Genomic DNA, 16,337 nt, shown 5'->3' with positions numbered 1-16,337 from the left:
GGCTCGATTCGCGCCGCGCGCTGGCGAAGGTCGCCTTTTTCGTCAGGCCAGCAATCAGTTCCGGCGAATAGCCCGGCAAGTCCTTCACGTTGTGCTCGCCGTCGCCCAGGGTCGGGTCGCGGTGCAGCACGATGCTGCCGTCGGCGCGGGCCAGGAACACGTAGCCGGACTGCCCGATCTTGTAGGCGCGCACGGCGTCGGCCATATCCTTCACACCCAGGCTCAGGCCCGCCACGGCCAGCTTGCCCTCGCCCAGTTCCACGCGGGCGTTGATGAACAGCTTCATGACGCCGGTCTTGATGTCCGGATCGATGCTCAGTTCGTAGGGCGCGCCGCTGTTGATGAAGGCGTCGAGCCAGGCGTTCTTCGGGTTGGCCTTGTCGATCGTGTAGCTCAGGCCGCTCTCGTCCATGAATTTCAGCGTCGTCGGCGAGGCCCAGAACACGCCCATCGCCTTGTTCGCCGCCTTCATCTGGGCCGCATAGGCGCGCCAGGCAGCCAGGCCCTCGTCGGGCAGGCCGGCACGCTCCCAGTCGCGCACATAGGTGTTGTTGGCGACCGCCAGCGCCGCCGTGACCGGCTGGCCGATGCGGCGCAGCACGTCGTTGCGGATTTCGCCCACCACGGCGGGCAGGTCCTGGGAGATTGCGCGCTCGCGCAGGCTGCGGCTGGTCAGCGTGACGCTGAGGGTGGCGGAAATGACCAGCAGCAGCAGCAGGCAGGCGGCCATGCTGGCGAGAAGCTTGGTGCGGATGGAGGCGCGGCGTAGGAGTTGGGCAACCATGGTCTGTCGGCTTAATTGAACAAAAATTCTTCCGGCGATTATATTGCCGTATGGAATCTTTGCGCGACTACTGGTTATGGTCAACAGTTTTCGGCCGAACCGTTTGCGAACAAATAAGGAAACGTTGCGGATGTGCTGAAGGCGTTTGCGTTGCGACAAGCATCCTGTCCCGCTAGCCCTGCCCCTACGCCGCGAGTGAAGCAGGCAAAAAAAAACGCGTCCCCGGATGGAGGACGCGTTTTCGGTACCAGGCGCAATGCTGTTACTTGTCGTGCAAGAAGGTTTTCAGCTTGTCCGAACGCGAAGGCTGGCGCAGCTTGCTCATGGCCTTGGCTTCGATCTGGCGGATACGCTCGCGCGTCACGTCGAACTGCTTGCCCACTTCTTCCAGCGTGTGGTCGTTCGACATCTCGACGCCGTAGCGCATGCGCAGCACCTTCGCTTCGCGCGGGGTCAGCGAGTCCAGCACTTCCTTGATCACGTTGCGCATCGACGCGTGCAGCGCGGCGTCGAGCGGGGCCAGCGTGGTGTTGTCCTCGATGAAGTCGCCCAGCTGCGAATCGCCGTCCTCGCCCATCGGGGTTTCCATCGAAATCGGTTCCTTCGCGATCTTCATGATCTCGCGGACCTTGTTCTCCGGCATTTCCATCTTCTGGGCCAGGGTGGCGAGATCCGGCTCGCTGCCTGTTTCCTGCATGATCTGGCGCGAGATGCGGTTCATCTTGTTGATCGTCTCGATCATGTGCACCGGCACGCGAATCGTTCGGGCCATGTCCGCGATCGAGCGCGTGATCGCCTGGCGGATCCACCAGGTCGCGTAGGTCGAGAATTTATAACCGCGGCGGTATTCGAACTTGTCGACCGCTTTCAAGAGGCCGATATTGCCTTCCTGGATCAGGTCGAGGAATTGCAGGCCGCGGTTGATATATTTTTTAGCAATGGAGATCACCAGACGCAAATTCGCGACCGTCATTTCGCGCTTTGCGGTACGGGCACGCTTCTCGCCCGCTGCCATCTGCTTGTTGATCTTGCGCAGGTCGGCCAGCGGCAGCGCCACGCGTGCCTGCAGGTCGATCATGCGCTGCTGCAGTTCCTTGATCGCAGGCAGGTTACGGCCCAGCACGGCGCTGTACGGATAGGCGCAGTCGACTTCGCGGTCGCCCCAGGCCAGGTCCGTTTCGTTGCCCGGGAAGACCTTGATGAAGTGGGCGCGCGGCATGCCGCAGCGGTTCACGCAGATGTCGAGCACGGCGCGCTCGATGGAACGCACTTCGTCCATCTGGCCGCGCAGGGTGTCGCACAGCTTTTCCACGATCTTGGCGGTGAAGCGGATGCCCAGCAGCTCGGTGGAGATGATTTCCTGTGCCTTCTCGTAGGCCGCCGAGCCGTAGCCGGTGGTCTTGAAGGCATGGCCCATGCGGTCGAACTGCTCTTCGATCAGGGCGAATTTTTCCAGCGCGCCGCGGCGCAACTGCGCCAGCTGCTCGGTCGAATAGCCAGCCGCGCCGCCCGCGGCGTCGCCGTCTTCTTCTTCCTCGACTTCTTCCTCTTCCTCGTCCTCGTCATCGCCGGCAACGGTCTTGCCCGGTGCGGCGACCGGGGCGGGGGCGTTGTCGTTGTGGTCGACGAAACCATCGACGACATCGTCGATCTTCAGCTCGTCGCTGGCGATCTTGTGCGACAGCGCGATGATTTCGGAAATCGTCGTCGGGCAGGCCGAGATCGCCTGGACCATGTCCTTCAGGCCTTCCTCGATACGCTTGGCGATCTCGATTTCGCCTTCGCGCGTCAGCAGCGACACCGCGCCCATTTCGCGCATGTACATGCGGACCGGGTCGGTGGTGCGGCCGAAGTCGGAGTCGACCGTCGACAGCGCCGTCGCGGCGGCGGCCTCGACTTCGTCTTCGCTGGTCGGCGTCACGGCGTTATCGGACAGCAGCATCATTTCCGCTTCCGGCGCACGCTCGTAGACGGCGATGCCCATGTCGTTGAAGGTCGCGATGATGCCTTCGATCGCTTCCGGATCGACGATGTTTTCCGGCAGGTGGTCGTTGATCTCCGCATGGGTCAGGTAGCCGCGCTCCTTGCCCATGTTGATCAGGTTCTTCAGCTGGGTGCGGCGCTTTTCGAGTTCCTCGCCCGAGAAGCCTTCGCCGCTGAGCAGGCCGGCACCCTTGGCCTTGCGCTCGCGCGCCTTCGACACGGCCTTCAGCTCGGCGCGCTCGACCGCGTTCAGTGCCGCGACTTCGTCGTTTTCCGGCGTGAATTCGCTCGGCTTGCGGCCGCGGCGGCCCGGCACTTTCACGCCCGGCAGCAGGTAGCCCGAGGTATCGATCGCGGCCAGCACGGCGGCATCGGTGGTCTGGCTGACGGCGTTCACGGCGGCGGGTGCGCTCGGGACGACAGCGACGGACGGCTCCATGCGGCGGGCAGCGCGGGCACGCACGACCTTGGGTGCTTCGTCGTTGGCGGCGACGGCGGGTGCGGCGACCGGCACAGGCGCTTCGCTTGCCGGCGCGGCCTCGGCCGCTTTCAGGGCGGCGAGCTTGGTGCGCTTCCTTACGATGACAGGCGCCGGGCCCGCCGGGGCGGCACTGGCCTGGTACTCTTCCGCAACGGCGGTCAGGGCAGCGGGCACATCGGATGCCTGGGCAACAGGAGCGTCCGCGACCGGCATGTCCGCAACCGGCATGTCCGCGACTGGCATGTCCGCGACCGGCACGTCCGCTGCCGGAACTTCAGCAACAGGCATGTCCGCTACCGGCACGTCCGCTACCGGCATGTCCGCTACCGGCATCTCAGCTTCCGGCGCCTCGGCCTGTGCCTTCAGCGATGCCAGGCGCGAGCGGGTCTTGACCACCGTTACCTTGGCCGCCGCTTCCGTTTCGAGGAAGTAGGAGGTCGCGGTTTTCGGCACTGCCAGCTGCGCCGCGGCGTTCTTGGCCGGCGCCTTCTTGGCGGTCAGTGTCAGTGTCTTGGCGGTGTTCTTCATAAAAAAACTCTCCTGTCGCGGCGGCTATCCGCCTGCGAGGTCAATAATTCACCATGGCCCGCATGGGCCGGGGGGAAAAGAAACGGGATGGCCCTAGCTAAGGGCGGACAAGCCGCAAATCAAGCGCACCGAGCCTGCAAAAACACCAGGCGTGGCCGGGTGTGTGACTGGCAAGGCTTCGATGTGCAAGGATCAATATCGCGGTGGTCATGTCGGAACGAAAAAAGCCCGTTGGCTCGAAACGGGCTTGCATTGTCTCTGTCGGATCAAAAGATGGGACAGGCAGCATTATGCCTTAAAGCAAGAATCGGTGATAATTGATATATCCGATAATGGATATAAGCAAACCACATATTGTTGCCCTTCAGTCCACGAACACCTCTTCCGTCCGTCTGCGCGCACGCAAGCCGGGCGCAGGGCAAGAGGCGGATCATACACGATTTCGCGGCCGGCGGCGCAGTGCAGCAATGACAACGCCCGGTCACCCGGCCATCCTCAGTGGAAGTCACACGATTGGCAGCGCACTAGTGCGGGCCAGCATGCTATCCTTCGGATTCCTGTTATTACCATGAAGTCAATGAACACCATTAGTCCTGCCGCCGAGTCCGTCGACGCCACCACCCCTTCCCCAGCCGAGACCCCGAACAGCGCGGCAAGCAGCGAGCCGACCGATGTGTCGGCCACCGCATCGCCGGCCGAATCGTCCAGCGACACCGCTGCCGGCGCGCCGGTCCAGGAAGCCGCCCCGGCGGCGCCGACCTCGGCGCGTGCCCTGCTCAAGCAGCTGCAGCAGCAATTCCCGGCTTTCCGCGACTGCCTGCCGCTGTCCATCGGCATCGACAAGCAACTGCTGTCGCGCATCCCTGGCCTGGACCGCAAGACCATGCGCGCAGCCCTGGGCATCCACACCGGCTCGATGCGCTACCTGCGCGCGATGGAAAAGGGCACCGTGCGCTACGACCTCGACGGTGTGGCCGGTGCCGAAGTGACCGACACCCATCGCCTGCATGCGAAGGAACAATTGCAGCAGCGCTTCAAGAAAGAAGCCGAGCGCAAGAAGGCCGAGAAAGCCGCCGCCGCCGAAGCGGAGGCGGCCCGCCTGCGCCAGGAAAAGCTGCAGCAGCTGGCCTCGAAGTTCTCGCGCGGCTGAGCTGGCGCCACCTGCCCTTGTCGAAGCCGCCTTGTCGATGAATTCCGTGCCGGAAGACGCGCTGCCCCCGTACGCGGGCATCGCAATGGCCGACGTGCGCCTGGTCAAGTCCGGCGAGGACGCCGCGGCCGCGCTGGCGGCGCTCTCGCAGGCCGATGTCATCGGCTTCGACACCGAGTCGAAACCCACTTTCGCCAAGGGCGAGGAATCCACGGGCCCGCACCGGTGCAGCTGGCAACGGACGACACCGCCTGGCTGTTCCAGATCGGCGCCGACGCCGCCACGGCGCTGACGGTGCTGCGTCCGGTGCTCGAGTCCGCAAGCATCCTGAAGGTGGGCTTTGGCCTGGGCGACGACCTGCGTCGCCTGCGCAGCAAACTCGGCATCGAGGCCAACAACGTGCTCGACCTGTCGACGGCCCTGCGCCGCCGCGGCGAGCGCAACACGCTCGGCGCCGGGACGGCGGTCGAGCGCCATTTCGGCCAGCGCCTGCAGAAGTCGAAACGCATCACCACCACCAACTGGGCCTTGCCGCGCCTGTCCGAAAAGCAGATCCTGTACGCGGCCGACGACGCCCACGTGGCGCTGCGCATCTACCGCCACTGGCGCGCCAACCCGCCCGCTGCCTGAGCGCTGCCTGGCCTCATTCGCGCTTGGGTTATCATTCCGGCATTTGCCGACTTTTGACAACCTGGACACCGGTATGCCGCCAGCCGCAGCGCCACGCTTTGCCCGCTTCCTCCTTTCTTCTTTCGTCGCCCTCCTGCTCGCTTGCACCCTGCCGGCGCCGGCCGCCCGCGCAAGCCGGCGGGGTCGCCCCGTGCCGGACACGATCGAACAGCGCGTGGCCGCCTGCATCGCCTGCCATGCCCCCAAGGATGGCGCCGGCACCCGCGCGCGCGGCGAGTACTTCCCGCGCATCGCCGGAAAACCCCTCGGGCTACCTGTACAACCAGCTTCTCAACTTCCGCGAAGGCCGGCGCCAGTACCCCTTGATGACCTGGATGGTCGATCACCTGCCCGACCCCTACCTGCTCGAAATCGCCGACTACTTTTCGAACCAGCATCCCCCGTGCCCGCGCCGGCCCCAAGCGCCGTTCCTGCCGCCGTGCTCGAGCGCGGCCAGCGCCTCGTGCGCCGGGGCGATGCCGCCCTCAAGGTGCCGGCCTGCATCGCCTGCCACGGCGAGCGCCTGACGGGCGTCGCGCCCACCATCCCGGGCTTGCTGAATTTGCCGCGCGACTACGTCAACGCCCAGTTCGGCGCCTGGCGCAACGGGGTGCGCCGCGCGCACGCGCCCGACTGCATGGCCACCATCGCCGAACGCCTGGCGCCGGGCGACGTCGCCGCCATCTCGGCCTGGCTCGCCACCCAGCCGACGCCGCCCGACGCGCGTCCGGCCGAGCACCCGGCCGCACCGCTGCCACTGGCCTGCGGGAGCCTGCCATGAAGCGCCGCGCCCTCCTGGTGCTGGCTGCCGCGGCGCTGCTGGCCGCACTCGTGATCGCACTGGCCTGGCCGCGCGAGGAATTCATCGCCTCGGCTTCGCCCGCCGACCACGCCCCCACCTCCGTCAACATCGCCCGTGGCGCCTACCTTGCCCGCGCCGGCGACTGCATGGCCTGCCACACGGCACGCGGCGGCGCGCCCTATGCCGGCGGACGCGTGCTTGACACGCCCTTCGGCCGCCTGCATGCGCCCAACATCACGCCGGAATCCACTACCGGCATCGGCAAGTGGAGCGCCGACGATTTCTGGCGCGCCCTGCACAACGGCAAGTCGCGCGACGGCCGCCTGCTCTACCCGGCCTTCCCCTACACGAACTACACGAAGGTCACGCGCGCCGATTCGGATGCCCTGTTCTCCTACCTGCGCAGCCTGCCGCCGGTACGCCAGCCGAACACGCCGCACGATCTGCGCTTCCCCTACAACCAGCAGATCACCCTGGCCGGCTGGCGCCTGCTGTATTTCAAGCCGGGCGTGCAGCAAAGCGATGGCAGGCAGGGCGCCGCCTGGAACCGCGGCGCCTACCTGGTCGAGGGCCTGGGACATTGCAGTGCCTGCCACAGCACGCGCAACCGCCTGGGCGCCACCGGCAACACGCTCGGCGGCGGCCTGATTCCGATGCTCGGCTGGTACGCGCCGTCGCTGACCTCGAACGCCGAAGCGGGCCTGGGCGGGCGCAGCGTCGAACACATCGTGCAATTGCTGGGAACCGGGGTCGCACCCGGCGCCGGCGTGACCGGGCCCATGGCCGAAGTGGTCCAGCAAAGCCTGCAGCACATGACGGGCGCGGACTTGCGTGCGATGGCGCTCTACCTGAAGTCGCTCCCGGCGGAGAAGAACCCCGCGCCACCCGCGTACACGCCGGCACCGCAGGCCGTGCTGCAGGCCGGCGCCGAACTGTATCGCCAGCATTGCGCCAGCTGCCACGGCGCCCGCGGCGAGGGCAAGGGCCCCTACCCTGCGCTGGCCGGCAACCGCGCGCTGACCCTGGCCGAACCGGTGAACGCGATCCGTGTGATCCTGAACGGCGGCTTCCCGCCCGGCACCGCCGGCAATCCGCGTCCCTACGGCATGCCCCCGTTCAGCCACACCCCGGATGACACCGAAGTGGCGACGCTCGTGACCTACCTGCGCACGAGTTGGGGCAATGCCGCCGCCCCCGTGTCGAGCGCGGAAGTGAACCGCTACCGCAGCGTACCGCTGGACTGACCGGGTGCCGGCAGGCCGCCGGCCTGCAAGGCGCGGTGCTCGCCGACGCCCGCCAGCATGCGGACGCGCTACCGAAGGAAGGCGACGATGTGGAAGACGATACGGGAACTGATGCAGCCGCCGCCGGGCATGGCCTTCGACTTCAGGCAGCCGCCCGGCGAACCGGCGCTGGCGCCGGCCGACGGCGTGTCCCGGCGTGTGTTCGCCAATCCGCTGGTGCTCTTCATCGGCGGCGTGGCCGCGGTGCTGCTGGAACTGGCGGAGCCTTCGGTGCGTTCGGGTGTCTGGGACAAGGGCGGCTTCCAGCGCGACCCCGGCATGCGCCTGCGCCGCACCGGCTTTGCCGCCATGATGACCGTCTACGGGCCGCGTTCGGCTGCGGAACAGTTGATCGCCCGGTGGTGCGCGTGCATGGGCGGATCGAAGGCAGCACCCCTGACGGCCTGCCCTACCACGCCAACGACCCGCGCCTGCTCGACTGGGTGCAGGCCACCGCCGTCTTTGGATTCATCGAGGCCTATCATCGCTACGCGGCGCCTTTGAGCGCGGCCGAGAAAGACCGCGCCTTCGTCGAGGCCCAGCCCTCGGCGCGGCTGTATGGCGCGACAGGCGTGCCCCAGTCCCGGGCCGGATGGGATGCGCTGCTCGGCGCCACCGCGCCGCGGCTCGAGGGTTCCGCCATCCTGCTCGAATTCCTGCGGATCATGAACGAGGCGCCCATCGTGCCCCCCCTCCTGCCGCTGCAACGGCTGCTGGTCCGCGCGGCGGTCGCGATCGTCCCAAGGCCGGTGGCTTCACTGCCGCAATTGCGCGGTCAGGGACTGCGTCGCGGTGAAGCGGCACTGGTGCGCCTGCTCACGCGGCTGGCGCCGCTGCTGCCGCTGGGCGACACACCGGAGCGGCAAGCCCGGCGGCGGCTGGCCGGGCGCGAGATGCGATAAGCGCCGCCACAGCAATATCCGATGCATGCCGAATCGACTCCGTGCCACCTAGAAACGAGTCGTGTCGCCATTTGGCCAAGGGCTGTGGAATCGAGCCAACGAATTTCTTTGGATACAACAAAATAATAAACGGAAATTTTTCCGACTGGATAATTGAAGCCCAGCCGTACGAATTATTTCCGGTAAATACATTGACCCGCCGCGCTGGAGGCAAATTTCATTTGGCCTGGCGACAGGCGCAATGTCGCCCCCTGGAATGCGCGCGTTTCGCCCAAATCGCATTGCCTCAAATGCAATCTCAGCTTTAATGTCGTGCCATCGGTTTTGACACCCGATCATTCCGCCAACTTGTGGGATGCGAAAACTATTACTCAATATAAATAAATATATCGGAAAAGACATGGCACCTCATTTTATCCTGCCCCTTGCCGCCGCTCTCGCCTCGGGCGCCGCATTTGCCCAGGCACCCGCCGCCAGCCCGGCGCGCGGTGTGGAAATCGGCACGGTGGACACCGTCATCAAGGGTTTCGCCGCGCAGCGCGCGAATAGCCGCTCGATGGTCGCCCATTCGATGAATGGAAAAACCGTCGCGGCAAACATCCGCGACTATTTCGAGAAAGACGGCGTGGTATCGATTTCGGGTACGGCGATCGATACGCCGCATTCCGCTTTCATGCTGAAAGGGAGCAAGAAGAAAATCTATGGCTACCTGCTCAAGTACGATACGAAACAGGCTTTCGAATACACCACCGATGCGGCGGGCAAGGTCTGGCTGACCGAAGTCGACATCAAGAAAATCGTTCCGGACTTCGATCCGGATTTCAAGGTGCCCGATTCGATCGTCAGGCCCACGGCGGCCGTGCCGCACCCGGTCTACAGCCCGATGGCGCTGCGCCAGGCGCCGCATATCGGCCCCTACCAGAACCAGGATGTGCTGCAGCTGCAAAGCAAACCCGGCAGCCCGTATGTGTTTTACCTGAATACCGCCGCTGTGATGAGCGGCTCCACGCCGCTCAACGGCGTCACCAGGGAAAACATGTACCGCGCCTGGCAATCGGTTGCCGACCAGTACTCGATGCTGAACCTGAACGTGACCACCAGCCGCGCCGTCTACGATGCGGCGCGCGCAGCGAATGTGCTGCGTACCGGCATCATCAACTTCGTCAACCAGGACGGCCGCTCGTTCGCGCCGCTCAATTCCTTCGGTTCCACCACCGCGGGCACGCTCTACCGCAACCCGAGCGCCGGCTTCGACTACGGCTACGGCATCGGCATGACCGGCGCCCATGAAATCGGCCACCAGATGGGCATGGGCCACGACGGGGGCGGCACCGGTGGCGAATATTTCGAGGGCATCGCAGCCTACCAGTGGGGTCCGATCATGGGCAATTACTGGATGGGCGCCTACTGGCCCAACCAGCTGTTCACCTGGAGCCGGGGCGAGTATTCGACGGCGACGAACCGCGAAGACGACCTGTACCGCATGACCACCGTCGAGAGCGTTCCCTACATGGCCGACGACAATCCGAACGGGCGCGCGCTCGTCCTTGGCAGCGGCGGCGCCATCGACCCGGCCCGCAACTTCGGGCAGATCGAGCGTAACACCGACACCGACACCTTCACCTTCACCACCACGGGCGTGTCGACGCTGAACCTGCGAATCGACCCGCTCGAATACCTGCGCATGCTCGACGTCTCGGCAACGATCTACAACGCCGCGAATGTGGCGGTGGCGACGAGCAACCTGTCGGTGAACCGCTCGGCGCAGTTCACCAACCTCTCGCTGCCAGCCGGCAGCTACCGCCTGGTCGTGCGCGGCGGCGCCGAGGGCACGCCCGCGAACGGCTTTTCGAATTATTCCTCGCTGGGCTGGTTTGGCATGAAAGGCACCCTGACCGGCAGTGGCACCGGTAGCGCGTATCCGGTGCTGACGGACGGCGCCTGGACGAGCGGCAAGAGCGCAGCCGCTGGCAGCTGGCAGTACTTCCAGGTCGAGGTCCCCGCCGGCAAGTCCAGCCTGACCTTCGGCATCAGCGGCGCCGGCGGCGACCCCGACATGTTCGTCAGCAAGGGACAACTCCCGTCCAGCAGCAGCTATGCCTGCAAGTCGGATTCGCCCAACGCCGCGGAGTCGTGCACGCTGAGTAACCCGGCGGCCGGCACCTGGTACGTGGGCGTCTACGCCTATTCGGCGATCTCGAGCGTGAGCGCGCGGGTCGACTACTGACCCGGCGCGGGAAGCGCGACGGCGGCCGGCTTCATACCAGGTCGGCGAACCCGATGCGGTCGGTCGTGGCCGCGCGCGCGTCGTCGACGCCGATGCGGTGGGTGGCCAGCAGCTTTTCGAGCGAGACGTTCATCGTGTGGCTGTGAGGGTCGCGACCGCTGTTCATGTAGTCGCGCACGGCGCCCAGGTCGCCCGCTTCGACCAGGCGCGCCACCGTCGGGTTCATGGTCAGGCATTCGGTGGCCAGGTGGTAGCGGTTGGCATCGAGCGAAGGCACCAGCGCCTGGCACAGCACGCCGCGCAGGGCATGTGCCAGCGCCTGGGCCTGGGAATCGAGGTTGCCGAGCAGACGCAGCATCTTCTGCAGGCCCATCTCGGTCGAGCGCGCATGAAGAGTTGCAAGCACGAGGGGACCGGATTCGGCAAGGGCGAGTGCTTCCTGGGCCGTCCGGGCGTCGCGGATTTCGCCGATCATGATCACGTCCGGGCGTTCGCGCAGCGCGTCCAGCGCCCCCTGGTAATAGCTCTCGACGTCGCCGTCGACGCCCACTTCGCGCTGGGTGATGATGCACTTGCGCTGCGGGATCAGGGTCTCGACGGGATCTTCGATGGTGATGATGTGGCCCGAGCGGCGGCCGTTGATCTCGTCGATCATCGAGGCGATCGTGGTCGACTTGCCCTGGCAGGTGTCGCCGATGATCAGGACCAGGCCGCTGGTCGCGCGCGCCAGTTCCTGGGCGTTGGCGTCCAGGCCGAGTTCGGCCAGTGGCAGCGGTTCCTTGGGGAAGCGGCGGATCACGCAGCCCAGGCGCTTCTTGCCCTGGAAGCTGAAGCAGTTGGCGCGGATGCGCGCCGTGTGCAGGTCGATCGAGCGGTCGAAGGCGCGGTCGAGGATACGTTCGGCCCAGTTCGGCTCGATGACTTCGAAGAACTCTTCCAGCTCCTCGCGCGTGATCGGCGAATCGGTGACGGCAACCAGGCCTTTCGGCTGGCGCAGCATCAGCGGGCTGTTCTGGTGGATGATGACGTCGGAAAACACCAGGCGCGAGTTGAGCAGGTGCAGGATCTGCTCGACCAGGGTGCCGAAGACCGGGTGGTCTTCGTTTTCGACATACGACAGCGTGGGGATTTGCGAGGACTGGTGGAATTCCATCTGGCGTGGCTCTTGATCGATCAGTGTGTCGTTACGACAATGCCGATCATTATAAAACCATGCTCGCCAGAAATTGCAGCTGCAAGAAAGAAATTATTTAACGTCCCAGTGCTGCAACAATCTTGTCGCCGAACAGCGTCAGGGCAACCCCAGCCACCACCACCAGGGCGCCCGCCATGCGCACGTTCGACACCTTGCGCACCGCCATCTGCACCAGGCCGAAATTATCGATCGCCATCGACATCATGAGCTGGCCCGCAATCACCAGCACCACCAGGTTCAAGAGGCCAATGCGTGGCGCCAGGAACACGGTGCCGAACACGAAAGCGGCGCCGAGCACGCCGCCGCCGAGTTTCCACAGCGGCTGCTGGGTCAAGGCGCCCAGGGCTTCGCCGACGCCGCCGCGGGCAAAGGCGGCAATGGCCAGCACCAGCGTGCCGACGGAAAACGAGATCAGGGCCGCGACCACCGAATTGGCATGCAGGGCACTGGCGAGCTGGCTGTTGACCGCCGCTTGCACCGAGATGAAGATGCCGACGCAAAAGGCCAGGAGAAACAAAACCGCATTCATGACATCACTTCCTTACCGGGGACTGCCGGAAACAAAAGGGCAAGATTGTAGTGGAAGTGGCGTTCCGCTGCACGGTCCGGCGTAGCGCGCTGTTGTCAGAATGCACAGCTGCGGAGCTATCATGGCGCAATCGTCCACATCAAGAGCGAAAAACAGATGAGCAAGCACGCCGTCGAAACCAGCAAGTTCCTGAGCTTCGTGCTGCGCCACGCACCGCAGGCGATCGGCATCGCCCTCGACAGCGAAGGCTGGGTCGAGGTTTCCACCCTGATCGAGGCGGCGGGCCGCCACGGGCGCTCCATCGATCGTGCCCTGGTCGATGAGGTCGTGCGCAGCAACGACAAGAAGCGCTTTGCCGTGTCCGATGACGGCCTGCGCATCCGCGCCGTGCAGGGGCATTCGACCACGAGCGTGCAGCTGCGGCACAGGGAAAGCGTGCCGCCGCCCCAGCTGTACCACGGCACGGCCACCCGCTTCCTCGACGCCATCCGCGAAGAGGGACTGCGCCCGGGCTCACGCCACCACGTCCACCTGTCGCCCGACCATGCCACCGCGGTCGAGGTGGGCGCGCGCCATGGCAAGCCGGTCGTCCTGCGCGTGGATGCCGCCACCATGCATGCGGACGGGTTGCGCTTCTACCAGGCCGACAACGGGGTCTGGCTGACGGAAAGCGTGCCGCCGGGCTACCTGGACGTGCCGGGACGATCCTGAGTCTGTCCGCGTCCGCTGCATCCTGGTCGCGTTTGCCCGCATTTCGTCGCAAAGCCCTGCCCTCGCCCGCGGCCCGGCGCTACAGTGCCAGCATCGACCACCACGAGGACACGACCATGAACAAGAACACGCTTTCCTCCTTCGGCCGCCGCACCCTGCTGGCCGCCTGTATCGCGGCAAGCCTGGCCGGCGCCGCCTACACCGCCACCGCCATGGCCGCGCCCCGGTCCTGGGGCGGCGAGCAGGTGCAAGGCAGCGGCAAGATCGTCAAGCAGACCCGCCAGGTGGGCAGCTTCAACGGCCTGTCGCTGGCGGTGCCGGGCAGCGTCGAACTGCGTATCGGCGACACCGAAGGCGTAACGGTGGAAGCCGACGACAACCTGCTGCCCCTGCTCGAGACCGTTGTCGAGGGTAATACCCTGAAGATCCGCCCGGCGCGCCGCAACCTCAACCTGCAGTCGACATCGATCCGCGTCGTGGTGCAGGCGCGGGCGATCGAGCGCCTGGCACTGGGCGGCTCGGGCAACATCGAGTCGGACGCCCTGCGCGGGCGCGCGCTGGAAGTCGACATCGGCGGTTCCGGCTCGATCAAGCTGAAAGGCGTGGAAAGCGAGTCGCTGGCGGTGTCGCTCGGCGGCAGCGGCGACTTGAAGGCCGGCCGCGGCACGGTCGGCGCGCTGACGGTGTCGATCGGCGGCTCGGGCGACGTCGACCTTGGACGCGTCGCCGCGAACCGCGCCAGCGTCACCGTGGTCGGCTCCGGCGAAGCCACCGTCTGGCCGCGCAACGAGTTGTCCGTCACGATCGCCGGCTCGGGCGACGTGAATTACTACGGCGACCCGCGCGTCAGCAAGTCGACCGTGGGGTCGGGGGATGTGAAGCGAATCGGGGCGGCGCCGCTGTAACGCCGTCGGTTCACGTACCGCGTGGGCACGCGGCGCCCACCCTGCAACGTGATCATCGTAGGGTGGGCGCCCCGTGCCCACGCAGTCATCGTACAGTAGCCAACGTTATCGACGCCCCCGGCCCCGATAACCCCACGCGGTCCGATTAGTGTCCCGCGTGCCCCTGCCCCACCTGCGGCGCGACATAGGTCAGCGGCCGCACCTGCGCCTCCACCGTCACGCTGCTGCGCTTCTTCGCGGCATCCTCCACCACCAGGGTCACGGGCACGGTTTCGCCTTCCTTCAGCTGGCGCTTCAGGTCGAAGAACATCAGGTGGTAGCCGCCGGAGGCCAGGTTCACTTGCTTACCGGGCGGCAGCGCGATGGCGTCGACCTGGCGCATGCGCATCGTGTTGTTCTCCATCGCCATCTCGTGGATCTCGGCGCGTCCGGCCGCGGGCGTGCTCACGCCCACCAGGCGGGCCGGCGCTGTCGACTGGACCCGCATGAAGGCGCCCGCGCTCTTTTGCTGCGGCACGGTGGCGCGCACCCAGGGGTCGAGGACGCTCACTTGGGCCAGTGCGCCGCTCGATGCCAGGGCGCAGGCGAGGAAAGCAATCACGGAACGGGTCATGGGGTACTCTCGAGGATGAAAGACGATCGATTATAGTGCCGGCCGGCTCAGGCGGCGGCCTTGAAGACTTCGCGCTCGACCAGTACGGTGTCGACGCTGTCGGTCAGCCACAGCTGGCCGTCCTGGATCGTGCACTGCAGCTGCATGGCACGCTTGGCCAGCTTTTCCAGTCCCGCACTCGCCTCGGCCGGAATGTTGATCACGGTGAGGTTGCGTGCGCGTTCGACCTTGTTGGCGATGCCTTTCCACCAGATGTGGCTGGTGGCGCTGTAGCTGTACACGACCACGTGCTCGGCGCGCCCGCAGGCCTTCAGCAGGCGCTTCTCGTCGGGCTGGCCGATCTCGATCCAGGTATCGATGGCGCCGGTCAGGTCCTTCTGCCACAGGTCGGGCTCGTCGGTGTCGAACAGGCCCTTGGTAAAGCCCAGCGCTTCATTCGCGTGCAGGGCAAAGGCCAGCACGCGGATCATCACGCGCTCGTCGGTCTCGGACGGATGGCGGGCGATCGTCAGCCCGTGCTCGGCGTAGTAGTTGCGGTCCATGTCCGCGATCTGCAGGTCTGCCTTGTAGATGGTTGCTTTAAGAGCCATTGATGCTTGAATACCCAGTGATTAAAAAACGACCGTGCGGTCGCCATTTTGCAAAATGCGGTGTTCCACGAACCACTTGACCGCGCGCGCCAGCACCACGCATTCGACGTCGCGCCCGATGGCGGTCAATTCATCGACCGTCATCGCGTGATCGACCCGTTCGACGTCCTGCTCGATGATCGGGCCTTCGTCAAGGTCGCCCGTGACGAAGTGGGCCGTCGCGCCGATCAGCTTGACGCCGCGGCGGTGCGCCTGGGCATACGGGCGCGCGCCCTTGAAGCTCGGCAGGAAGGAGTGGTGGATATTGATCGCCCGCCCCTTCAAGGCCTCGCACAGTCCCGGCGACAGGATCTGCATGTAGCGCGCCAGCACCACCAGGTCGATGCGGTGCATGTCGAGCAGCTCGATGATGCGCGCTTCCTGCGCCAGCTTGGCTTCTTCCGGCGCGCCGGCCGCCAGCGGCAAGTGGTGAAACGGGATATTGTAACTTGCCGCGAGCTGGTAGAAGTCCATGTGGTTCGACACGATGGCGGGAATCTCCACCGGCAGCAGGCCGCTCTTGTAGCGGAACAGCAGGTCGTTGAGGCAGTGGCCGATCTTCGAGACCATGATCAGCACGCGCGGCCTGGCATGCGCATCGTGCAGCTCGCCGCGCATGGCGTTCGCCTCGCAGAAGGCCGCAAAGGCCCCGCGCAGGTCGCCATCGGCCACGCCCGCGTCTTCGAGCGCGAAGTGCACGCGCATGAAGAAAAGCTGCGATTCCGGGTCGCCGAACTGGGCCGAATCGATGATGTTGCAGCCGTGCTCGGCCAGGAAACCGGCCACGCGCAGCACGATGCCGCGCTGGTCATGGCAGGACAGGGTCAGGATGTATTCCGGATGCGTCATGGTGGCGGGGATGGTAGTCGAAGGAGCTCGGGCATTGTCGCATGCCTTGTAAAAACAGCCATGCAAAAACAGCCACAAAAAATCGGGCACCAAAAAC

Annotated in this window: 13 protein-coding genes and 2 pseudogenes; 9 read left to right on the top strand and 6 right to left on the bottom strand. The window is 65.7% G+C overall.

What is annotated here, in order from left to right:
• Positions 1-1,046: 1,046 nt before the first annotated feature.
• Positions 1,047-3,461, bottom strand: a complete 2,415-nt coding sequence (rpoD, locus tag G4G31_RS12705) for an RNA polymerase sigma factor RpoD (protein ID WP_374011307.1) — start codon at positions 3,459-3,461, stop codon at positions 1,047-1,049.
• An 892-nt stretch (positions 3,462-4,353) separates the two neighbouring features.
• On the opposite strand from rpoD, the gene G4G31_RS12700 reads away from it, so the two are divergent.
• The 7 genes and pseudogenes from G4G31_RS12700 to G4G31_RS12675 all read left to right on the top strand — a co-directional run bounded on the left by G4G31_RS12700 (position 4,354) and on the right by G4G31_RS12675 (position 10,809).
• The gene (locus G4G31_RS12700) at positions 4,354-4,926 is read left to right on the top strand and encodes a ProQ/FINO family protein (protein ID WP_182988012.1); all 573 of its coding nucleotides are present in this window, start codon (positions 4,354-4,356) and stop codon (positions 4,924-4,926) included.
• A 31-nt stretch (positions 4,927-4,957) separates the two neighbouring features.
• Positions 4,958-5,218 carry a hypothetical protein gene (locus G4G31_RS28315; protein WP_308621415.1) on the top strand — a complete coding sequence of 87 codons (261 nt, stop codon included), beginning with the start codon at positions 4,958-4,960 and terminating at the stop codon, positions 5,216-5,218.
• On the top strand, positions 5,152-5,556 hold the full coding sequence (locus G4G31_RS12695; protein ID WP_308621413.1) for a 3'-5' exonuclease: 405 nt from the start codon (positions 5,152-5,154) through the stop codon (positions 5,554-5,556). Before G4G31_RS28315 ends, G4G31_RS12695 begins: the two co-directional genes overlap by 67 nt.
• 73 nt (positions 5,557-5,629) lie before the next feature.
• A pseudogene (locus G4G31_RS12690) lies at positions 5,630-6,376 on the top strand (cytochrome c).
• Positions 6,373-7,641: a cytochrome c gene (locus G4G31_RS12685; protein ID WP_182988011.1), complete on the top strand. Its 1,269-nt coding sequence runs from the start codon at positions 6,373-6,375 to the stop codon at positions 7,639-7,641. The pseudogene G4G31_RS12690 and the gene G4G31_RS12685 overlap by 4 nt, the downstream one beginning before the upstream one ends.
• Before the next feature lie 57 nt (positions 7,642-7,698).
• Positions 7,699-8,582: pseudogene (locus tag G4G31_RS12680) on the top strand (oxygenase MpaB family protein).
• A 400-nt stretch (positions 8,583-8,982) separates the two neighbouring features.
• Entirely contained in the window at positions 8,983-10,809 is a 1,827-nt protein-coding gene (locus G4G31_RS12675; protein ID WP_182988010.1) for a PPC domain-containing protein, read from the top strand.
• A 31-nt stretch (positions 10,810-10,840) separates the two neighbouring features.
• Here the strand turns inward: G4G31_RS12675 and G4G31_RS12670 are convergent, their stop codons facing one another.
• Together G4G31_RS12670 and G4G31_RS12665 are read right to left on the bottom strand one after the other, a co-directional pair.
• The gene (locus tag G4G31_RS12670; protein WP_182988009.1) at positions 10,841-11,962 is read right to left on the bottom strand and encodes a type IV pilus twitching motility protein PilT; all 1,122 of its coding nucleotides are present in this window, start codon (positions 11,960-11,962) and stop codon (positions 10,841-10,843) included.
• Positions 11,963-12,059: 97 nt separating this feature from the next.
• The gene (locus tag G4G31_RS12665) at positions 12,060-12,533 is read right to left on the bottom strand and encodes a DMT family transporter (protein WP_182988008.1); all 474 of its coding nucleotides are present in this window, start codon (positions 12,531-12,533) and stop codon (positions 12,060-12,062) included.
• A 156-nt stretch (positions 12,534-12,689) separates the two neighbouring features.
• On the opposite strand from G4G31_RS12665, the gene G4G31_RS12660 reads away from it, so the two are divergent.
• The gene (locus G4G31_RS12660) at positions 12,690-13,244 is read left to right on the top strand and encodes an RNA 2'-phosphotransferase (RefSeq protein WP_182988007.1); all 555 of its coding nucleotides are present in this window, start codon (positions 12,690-12,692) and stop codon (positions 13,242-13,244) included.
• Positions 13,245-13,360: 116 nt separating this feature from the next.
• The gene (locus G4G31_RS12655; protein ID WP_182988006.1) at positions 13,361-14,149 is read left to right on the top strand and encodes a head GIN domain-containing protein; all 789 of its coding nucleotides are present in this window, start codon (positions 13,361-13,363) and stop codon (positions 14,147-14,149) included.
• 145 nt (positions 14,150-14,294) lie between these two features.
• Here G4G31_RS12655 and G4G31_RS12650 read toward each other — a convergent pair whose 3' ends face one another.
• Genes G4G31_RS12650 through purU form a run of 3 tightly spaced genes read right to left on the bottom strand, consistent with a single transcriptional unit; the run spans position 14,295 to position 16,240 of the window.
• On the bottom strand, positions 14,295-14,762 hold the full coding sequence (locus G4G31_RS12650) for a copper chaperone PCu(A)C (protein WP_182988005.1): 468 nt from the start codon (positions 14,760-14,762) through the stop codon (positions 14,295-14,297).
• Positions 14,763-14,809: 47 nt separating this feature from the next.
• Positions 14,810-15,352: a YaeQ family protein gene (locus tag G4G31_RS12645; RefSeq protein WP_182988004.1), complete on the bottom strand. Its 543-nt coding sequence runs from the start codon at positions 15,350-15,352 to the stop codon at positions 14,810-14,812.
• A 21-nt stretch (positions 15,353-15,373) separates the two neighbouring features.
• Positions 15,374-16,240, bottom strand: coding sequence for a formyltetrahydrofolate deformylase (purU, locus tag G4G31_RS12640; RefSeq protein ID WP_182988003.1), 867 nt, complete (start codon positions 16,238-16,240; stop codon positions 15,374-15,376).
• Between the last annotated feature and the right edge of the window lie 97 nt (positions 16,241-16,337).

Origin of the sequence: Massilia sp. Se16.2.3, assembly GCF_014171595.1 — a bacterium.
Taxonomy (GTDB): Bacteria; Pseudomonadota; Gammaproteobacteria; order Burkholderiales; family Burkholderiaceae_D; genus Telluria.
Note: the sequence above shows the minus strand (reverse complement) of the source record. Positions and strands in the feature narration are given on the sequence as shown.

Coding starts and splice junctions, on each gene's coding strand:
- rpoD (WP_374011307.1), bottom strand. CDS start 3,461: ATGCCGGTCGCGGACGCTCCTGTTGCCCAGGCATCCGATGTGCCCGCT.
- G4G31_RS12700 (WP_182988012.1), top strand. CDS start 4,354: ATGAACACCATTAGTCCTGCCGCCGAGTCCGTCGACGCCACCACCCCT.
- G4G31_RS12685 (WP_182988011.1), top strand. CDS start 6,373: ATGAAGCGCCGCGCCCTCCTGGTGCTGGCTGCCGCGGCGCTGCTGGCC.
- G4G31_RS12675 (WP_182988010.1), top strand. CDS start 8,983: ATGGCACCTCATTTTATCCTGCCCCTTGCCGCCGCTCTCGCCTCGGGC.
- G4G31_RS12670 (WP_182988009.1), bottom strand. CDS start 11,962: ATGGAATTCCACCAGTCCTCGCAAATCCCCACGCTGTCGTATGTCGAA.
- G4G31_RS12665 (WP_182988008.1), bottom strand. CDS start 12,533: ATGAATGCGGTTTTGTTTCTCCTGGCCTTTTGCGTCGGCATCTTCATC.
- G4G31_RS12660 (WP_182988007.1), top strand. CDS start 12,690: ATGAGCAAGCACGCCGTCGAAACCAGCAAGTTCCTGAGCTTCGTGCTG.
- G4G31_RS12655 (WP_182988006.1), top strand. CDS start 13,361: ATGAACAAGAACACGCTTTCCTCCTTCGGCCGCCGCACCCTGCTGGCC.
- G4G31_RS12650 (WP_182988005.1), bottom strand. CDS start 14,762: ATGACCCGTTCCGTGATTGCTTTCCTCGCCTGCGCCCTGGCATCGAGC.
- G4G31_RS12645 (WP_182988004.1), bottom strand. CDS start 15,352: ATGGCTCTTAAAGCAACCATCTACAAGGCAGACCTGCAGATCGCGGAC.
- purU (WP_182988003.1), bottom strand. CDS start 16,240: ATGACGCATCCGGAATACATCCTGACCCTGTCCTGCCATGACCAGCGC.